At 61.3% G+C, this 499-nt stretch carries 1 pseudogene; it reads right to left on the bottom strand.

The window, feature by feature from the left end:
- A pseudogene (locus NPS47_RS25390) lies at positions 1–499 on the bottom strand (toxin VasX); the annotation flags it as partial.

Below are 499 nucleotides of genomic sequence, written 5' to 3'. Positions count from 1 at the left end.
CCGGACCTTGAGAAATTCGTAGATGCTCGACTGTTGCGCCTCGCTGGTCTCGTCCCGCAGCGCCTGGATGTCCGCATCCGTTGCGCTCAAGGCCTGCAGCCGCGAGTCGTTGACGTCGTACAAGGACTGGATGTAAGCGCCGCTCAGGTACTGGGTCTGACGCTTGTCATCCGCACTCCACTGCTCGATCCAGTCCGCCACTTTCAACTGGGCCGCGGCCAGATCGCGCATCACGCCAATGTCGTCGCGCAGTACCAGAAACAGGTAATCATCCTGGTAAGCACCGAGCACCTTGCTGGTCAGTGCTTCAATCGCCGTGTCCTCGAACAGCGGCTGGTCTTCCCAGTGGTAGGGCCGTTTCTCCTCGGGGTTGGCGCCGTCGGGAAAGGCTTTGGACGGCGGTAGCTGGGTGACGCCCGCAGCATCGGGTAGCTGGGCGTTTTCCGCGACTTCCGCCAGCCATTTTTCCGCCTGTGATTTGCTCAACAGGTTGGCACCG

The organism is Pseudomonas putida, from assembly GCF_028682475.1.
GTDB lineage: Bacteria > Pseudomonadota > Gammaproteobacteria > Pseudomonadales > Pseudomonadaceae > Aquipseudomonas > Aquipseudomonas putida_AG.
Note: the sequence above shows the minus strand (reverse complement) of the source record. Positions and strands in the feature narration are given on the sequence as shown.